The sequence below is a fragment of the Rhizobium sp. Root483D2 genome (assembly GCF_001426685.1).
In the GTDB taxonomy this organism is placed as follows: domain Bacteria; phylum Pseudomonadota; class Alphaproteobacteria; order Rhizobiales; family Rhizobiaceae; genus Pararhizobium; species Pararhizobium qamdonense.
Genome location: NZ_LMFB01000003.1, coordinates 23,347 through 29,425 on the forward strand (window position 1 = coordinate 23,347; position 6,079 = coordinate 29,425).

At 57.8% G+C, this 6,079-nt stretch carries 7 protein-coding genes; all 7 read left to right on the top strand.

Annotated elements, in window-relative coordinates; all coding sequences use genetic code 11:
- The first annotated feature begins 1 nt into the window (after nt 1).
- The 7 genes from ASD32_RS02305 to ASD32_RS02335 all read left to right on the top strand — a co-directional run bounded on the left by ASD32_RS02305 (nt 2) and on the right by ASD32_RS02335 (nt 5,671).
- Entirely contained in the window at nt 2-265 is a 264-nt protein-coding gene (locus ASD32_RS02305; protein WP_060636296.1) for a hypothetical protein, read from the top strand.
- A gap of 87 nt (nt 266-352) precedes the next feature.
- Entirely contained in the window at nt 353-868 is a 516-nt protein-coding gene (locus tag ASD32_RS02310) for a transporter suffix domain-containing protein (RefSeq protein ID WP_060636297.1), read from the top strand.
- Between the two features lie 76 nt (nt 869-944).
- A complete protein-coding gene (locus ASD32_RS02315) occupies nt 945-1,982 on the top strand; it encodes an HlyD family secretion protein (RefSeq protein ID WP_082546605.1) in 1,038 nt (345 codons plus the stop codon).
- Nucleotides 1,972-2,991 carry a DUF2955 domain-containing protein gene (locus ASD32_RS02320; protein ID WP_060636299.1) on the top strand — a complete coding sequence of 340 codons (1,020 nt, stop codon included), beginning with the start codon at nt 1,972-1,974 and terminating at the stop codon, nt 2,989-2,991. Before ASD32_RS02315 ends, ASD32_RS02320 begins: the two co-directional genes overlap by 11 nt.
- Nucleotides 2,992-3,011: 20 nt before the next feature.
- Nucleotides 3,012-3,497 carry a hypothetical protein gene (locus tag ASD32_RS02325; RefSeq protein WP_060636300.1) on the top strand — a complete coding sequence of 162 codons (486 nt, stop codon included), beginning with the start codon at nt 3,012-3,014 and terminating at the stop codon, nt 3,495-3,497.
- A 523-nt stretch (nt 3,498-4,020) separates the two neighbouring features.
- Entirely contained in the window at nt 4,021-4,788 is a 768-nt protein-coding gene (locus ASD32_RS02330; RefSeq protein WP_082546606.1) for a helix-turn-helix domain-containing protein, read from the top strand.
- A gap of 37 nt (nt 4,789-4,825) precedes the next feature.
- Nucleotides 4,826-5,671, top strand: a complete 846-nt coding sequence (locus ASD32_RS02335) for a class I SAM-dependent methyltransferase (RefSeq protein WP_060636301.1) — start codon at nt 4,826-4,828, stop codon at nt 5,669-5,671.
- Nucleotides 5,672-6,079 lie beyond the last annotated feature (408 nt).

Here is a 6,079-nt window from a genome sequence, read left to right on the forward strand (position 1 = left end):
AATGGATGAGGACGCGACCGCTGCGATAAGCCGTTTTCCCGACCGCAGCCGAGCGATCCGCGACCTCATGGCGCACAACGATGGCTTTCGGGATATGTGTTCAGACCTAGCCGTCGCCGAAGCCGAGCTACAAAAATGGCGTACCTCCGCAGACCCAAGACGTGATCGTCGCATTGACGAGTATCTGGTCCTTGTCGAGGAACTCGCTGTGGAAATCGCCAATACGCTGGATGCGGCCGCGGTCGTCCCTTTTCCGAAACGGTGAGCCCATGAATTTCGCGCATTAGCGCTGCGCAACCACACTCTTCAATAATGCCGACCGCGCAGGTCGTCCAACACACTGGAGCAAGCTATGCCTATTACCGTGGAAACACCGCTCGAGCCTGCCGCGACATGGCGTTTCAAACTCGGTATCGCACTGGTCTGCCTCATGGCACTGATGTGGCTGTGCGTGCCGCTAATGGCATGGAGTGGTGTTTCCAGCACTCGGATCGCAGCGATCACCGGTGTCATCTTCATCGCCAACAAAGTCATCCTGCTCCTTGTCATTGCGGTCATGGGCAAATCGGGGTTTCAACAACTAAAAAGCAAAATCTTCGGCGCATTCAGCCTCTCCCGTGACGAAAGCGTCGGCAAGGCGCGCTACAATCTCGGCCTAGTGATGTTCTGCCTTCCGCTGATCTCGGCCTCGCTTGAACCCTACCTTGATGCACTCGCTCCCGGCCTGCGCCCGAACCTCTGGCAGTTGCAGGTCCTCGGAGATGTTCTCTTTATCGCCAGCTTCTTCGTTCTGGGTGGCGGTTTCTGGGACAAGATCCGCGCGTTATTTGTCCGCGACAGCCGTGTCGTACCATCGTCTGTAGAGTAAGGACGCAACTGTGGCATCCGAAGAAGTTCTCAACGAACCCGCACCAGTGACATCGCACGCAAATCCCTTGCGAAAGATGGCTTTAGTTGTTGTGCTGATCGCACTAGTGCTGTTCGCACTTTCCATCTTCATGGAGCGTCGCACGCCATCGACGTCGCAAGCCCAGGTTCAGGCCTACGTCGTCGGTATCGCATCGGAAGTGACCGGGCGTGTCGTCGAAGTCAACGTCACGGACAATTCCGCCGTCCAGCCAAACCAGGTGCTCTTCCGCATCGATCCGACCCGCTACCAAATCGCGGTGAACGAGGCAGAGGCCGCGCTCGCCCGCGTCGGCCAGACGATAGGCGCATCGACGGCGCAGGTGGACGCCGTGCAGGCTCGCCTCGTCGAGGCCCAGGCGAACCGCGACAATGCCAGTGAACAGTTCGGGCGTGCGTCGGAACTTGCAAAACGGGGCGTGTATGCCCAAGCGAAGGTCGACGAAGCGAAGCTGGTGTTCGACCAGGCGCAGGCGGCGGTCAAGGGCGCGGAAGCGGACCTTGTTGCCGCGCAGGAAGATCTTGGCCCTGCGGGCAATGACAATCCCCAGCTCAAGGAAGCTCTCGCGGCCTTGGAGCGGGCGCAGCTTGACCTGTTGCATACGACGGTGCGAGCGCCGTCCTCCGGCGTGGTCACCAATCTACAGCTCTCGATCGGAAAAGTGGTCGGTGCCGGACAGTCGGCGATGACGTTCATCGATGTCGGGACAGTTTGGATCGCGGCGGCTTTCAAGGAAAACAGCCTCGAAAAGACAGCGGTCGGTAACAGGGCCGAGGTGTTGTTCGACGCGCTTCCTGGAAAGCTGTTTCCGGCTACGGTGGAAAGCGTCGGACTTGGTGTTTCGCAAAATGACACAGATCCGAGCACGGGCCTCCCAAAAATCCGGAGCGAGAGCGGCTGGGTTCAGGAGGCACAGCGTTTTCCCGTCCGCCTCACTCTCGACGAAGGACGACCAAAAGGCGCTCGATACGGTTCTCAGGTGACAGTCGTCATCTATACGGGAGACAACCCCGTGACCAACGCCTGGGGCTCGATCTGGATTCGCATCATGTCGGTGCTCACCTATGCCGGCTGAGGACGTCATCGGAGAGCAGAAGAGGAAGGGACTGCGGGTCGCGCTCGCCGTCCCTGCCCTCTTTACGATCTCGGTTGCTTCTGGAGCCCTCGTGCCCTTCCTCGGTCCGCTGTTCGCCGCGCAGTTCCTGCTATCGAGTTCCCAACCCATGCCGCTTGGAAAGACGATCGGGATGGCGGTTGTGATCCTTGCCGTCGGCGTTTTTATGATCTTGCTGACGTCGTGGTTTGGGGATCGCCCAGCAACCTTTCTACTGCTTCTCGGCGTGATCTACTTCTCGTGTTTCCTAGCTCAGACTGCAGGGAAAGGGGGAGCGGCAATCTTCCTCGTCCTTGTGGTCGCGGTCATCGTTCCCTTGCTTGGAATCCTGAACAAGGAACTGGCCGCATCGATCCTGTCTATCCTTGTTAGTGGGGTGCTCGGCGGAGCTGCGATGATGTGGCTTGCCTATATCGTCATTCCCGAGCCGCCGTCAGTCGCGGAAATATTCGTGCAACCGACATCCATGCCACCAGATTATCTGCGGGCGTTGTCGAACACCGCCATCTTGCTGTCAGCCGTCGCCATCTGCCTGACAAGCGACAACCTGACCTCCGCCGCTGTCATACCGATCACGGTCGCTTCCCTGCTCGGCCAGCTTGACGTCAAGCAAAGCGGTCGTGCCTCCATTGGCTTAATGATCGTCAACCTGCTCGGCGGGGTCGTCTCTTCGGTCGCCTACGCCGTGTTGACTGTTCGGCCAAATCTGTTTTCGATGCTTATCATCACGCTCGTTGTATGCCTCTTGCTTGGAGGAAGGGCGGCGTCAAGGTCTGCTGATGCAAAGATGTATGCCGGGGCGCTGACGATATTTCTGATTCTGTTCGGGCTCGGTGTTTCACCCCTGCCCGGTAGCGCGGCGGAATCGTTTTCGACACGCATCCTCTTCGTCGCGATGGCACTCGGGTACACGTTCATCACGACGGCGCTTCTATGGCGGGCACCCTCGGGCCAAAGGGTGATATCCTGACGTTAGAAACGGAGCGGCTTATGGGTTGGAGAAACACTGGGCTAGCATTTGCGCTCCTCCTTAGCGGCCAGACCATTGCCGCGACAGCCTTGTTCTGGCTTGTGTTCCCGCTTTTCCATCAGATCATTACCCATCTCGGAGAGCAGCAGGAGCTGCAGTACTCCCAGCAAGTCGCGACGATTGCCAGTGCCATCATGCTCCACATCTGTTACTGGTCGCGGCTGAGGTGGGTGCCGGTGGTCGCGCCCTTCCGCAACGTCTTCATCGCGCATCTCTGTTCGTTCGCTAGCCGCGTAAGCTTTTTCTTTGGCGGGGCACTCTTCTCGACACTGTTCTTTCGTCATCTGCCGGAGCTTGAGATACTCCCGTCTTATGAGCGGATCGCGCTTGGCGCTTTCGAGATCGTCATCGTCCTGTTTGCGCTGTTTTGCTATTCGCAGGAACTCGAGCGGTTGGCCAAAGCTATAGAAGAGCCCAACCGGCCACCGGCGGAAAACTTCCGTTGACAGCAGTATGCCCTATCAGCGCGACACCGCCATTCTGCGAGTCGTTGAGTGCGACGCCCTCCCTTCTGGCTGATCACTGCCCTGTGGCCGCTGTTAGGAGACAGCGGAACTGATCTCAATGGCCGAATAGAAGGCGCAAAGCGGAAATCATTTCCGATAGGGGGCCGCGAGCGGACCATCTGGTCCTGGAGGCGGGGATGAAATAGCTGCCGTCGAGCGCGGGAGAACCCTATGGCCCCTTCCTACCCCATTCTCGCCATTCCGATGTCCCGGTCGGGTTCTCGGAGGCCGTGGTTGCTGTTCGGCGAATGGTCAGCTGATAGGGACCGAGACGGAATTTTGGTACTACCGCCATCAGATCGCCCACGCGGTTGAAAGAAGAACGGACGTTTTTCCTATGGCGATGGAGCAGCGCAGTTCTAGGTAATTCAGACAGCTAACGCGCGGTCGCCAGAAGTGCTACACTTTCAGGACTGGACGCCATCAGACGCCGTATTATGATTAGTTTCTTTGGGAGGTGATCATGTCTTCCGACTGTTATGATAGCTTTTGCCCCGTGGCCAAAGCTTGCGACATCATCGAACCACGCTGGACACTGCTGATCCTTTGTGAACTGTCGCACGGCGCCACGCGCTTCAACGAGATCCGCCGCGGCGTGCCCGGCATTTCTCCAACTCTCCTTTCGAAACGCCTGAAAGAAATGGAGCGCCATGGCTTGGTTCGTCGTGTCGTAAGTGATGCCGGTGAGCCGGGCTACACCACCACCGCTATGGCCGACGAATTGCAGCCAGTGGTGCAGGCTTTAGGAAAATGGGCGCATCGAAATATCGACAAGGAAGTCTCGCTCAACAAACTCGATGCGCGTCTGTTGATGTGGAACATGCGCCAGAAGATCGATACTAACGTCTTTCCGCGTGGTACGACGACGGTCATCCAGTTCACCTATCCGGAACTGATCGAGAGCGAGCGGCACTATTGGCTCGTGGCCCGTCCGGGCCAGCCCGTCGATCTCTGCCTGCTCGATCCGAGCCACGACGTCGATCTGTTCATCAGGGCCGATCTCAAGGCAATGACCTCGGCCTGGATGGGTTGGTCAAGTCTGCGCAGTGAAATCGATGCAAACTCTATCGTCTTGATCGGCGACCGCAAGCTGATTGCCACGCTGGAGACATGGATGGTGCGTAGCAGTTATGCCGTCGCTCCTGAGCACCAGGCCCAACCAGAGCCACCGCTTCACATTCTGTATCGGCTCGCTCCATTTTCTACACTATCTGGCGGGTCGAGCCAGTGATTGGTTGGTCTCGTTCAGATAACAAAAGGAGACCCCCATGGATGTCAATCTGACCAACACTCCCGTTCCCAATGCAAACAAGGCGCTTTGGGAAAAGGGTGACTTCACGCGCATTGCAGCTGCGATGCGTGTGAGCGGTGAAGCCCTCGTTAAATCACTCGGCCTCAAACATGGCATAAGGGTGCTGGACCTCGGTTGCGGGGACGGTACGACGGCGATACCCGCAGCGCAGGCCGGCGCGAATGTTTTGGGCGTAGACATCGCCCGCAATCTTGTCGCCGCCGGCAATGACCGTGCCAAGGCCCTACAGCTTTCCAACATTTGCTTCGAAGAGGGCGACGCGAGCGATCTGGTCAATCTCGAAGACAGGGAATTTGACGTCGTCATCTCGATCTTCGGCGCCATGTTCGCACCCAGGCCAGGCGATGTAAGCAAAGAGATGGTGCGCGTTACCAAGCCCGGCGGCAGGATCGTCATGGGCAATTGGATCCCCGGCGATCCTACCCTCGTGGCGCAGATACTCAAGATCAGCTCTGCCTATTCACCGCCGCCGCCGGAAGGCTTCGTCAGTCCGATGACCTGGGGCGTGGAAGCCAATGTGATCGAGCGCTTCGAAGCCGCCGGCATTTTTCCTGATAACATCACCTGTGAGAAAGATACTTACACATTCAATTACCCGGGCGCGGCTACGCATTTCCTCGATCAGTTCCGCAATTTCTACGGCCCGACCATGAATGCCTTCGAGGCGGCGGCCAAGACTGGAAGGAGCGAGGAATTGCAGAATGAGCTTGATCTGTTGTTCAACCGGCAGAACCAGGCCAGGACCAATGACATCACAACGATCCCCGCCTCGTTTTTGCGGGTAACCGTTCGGGTGCCTTAGGCTTGAGACGCCTCGTCCGATCGGCGCGGGCGAGGCGTTCCACTACGGATCGGACTGGCGACTTGCAGAAATTTCAAAAGAAAACCGCGCGTCCGAAAAGAAGGTGCAATGCGGCCCTACCACATTCGGTGCGGGGGGGCGGGTTGGCGTCACTTTCCAATGTCACAGGAATAATCCTTGAATTGCGTCGATGAAAGTGCTGGTGACGGCAGAGAGCCACTAGTCTCTGGCGCCGATTTGGAAAAAGGAGGTCGCGATCCGTGTTATCATTCCCAAAGGGCAAGTGGTGACCCAGAAGGAAATCCGATGATTTTGAAAGAGATGACCAGCGAGGACTGCGTTGAAGTCCTTTTGCGGGGGCACATTGCCCATCTTGCCTGCGCCAAGGATAATCGGCCCTATGTCGTG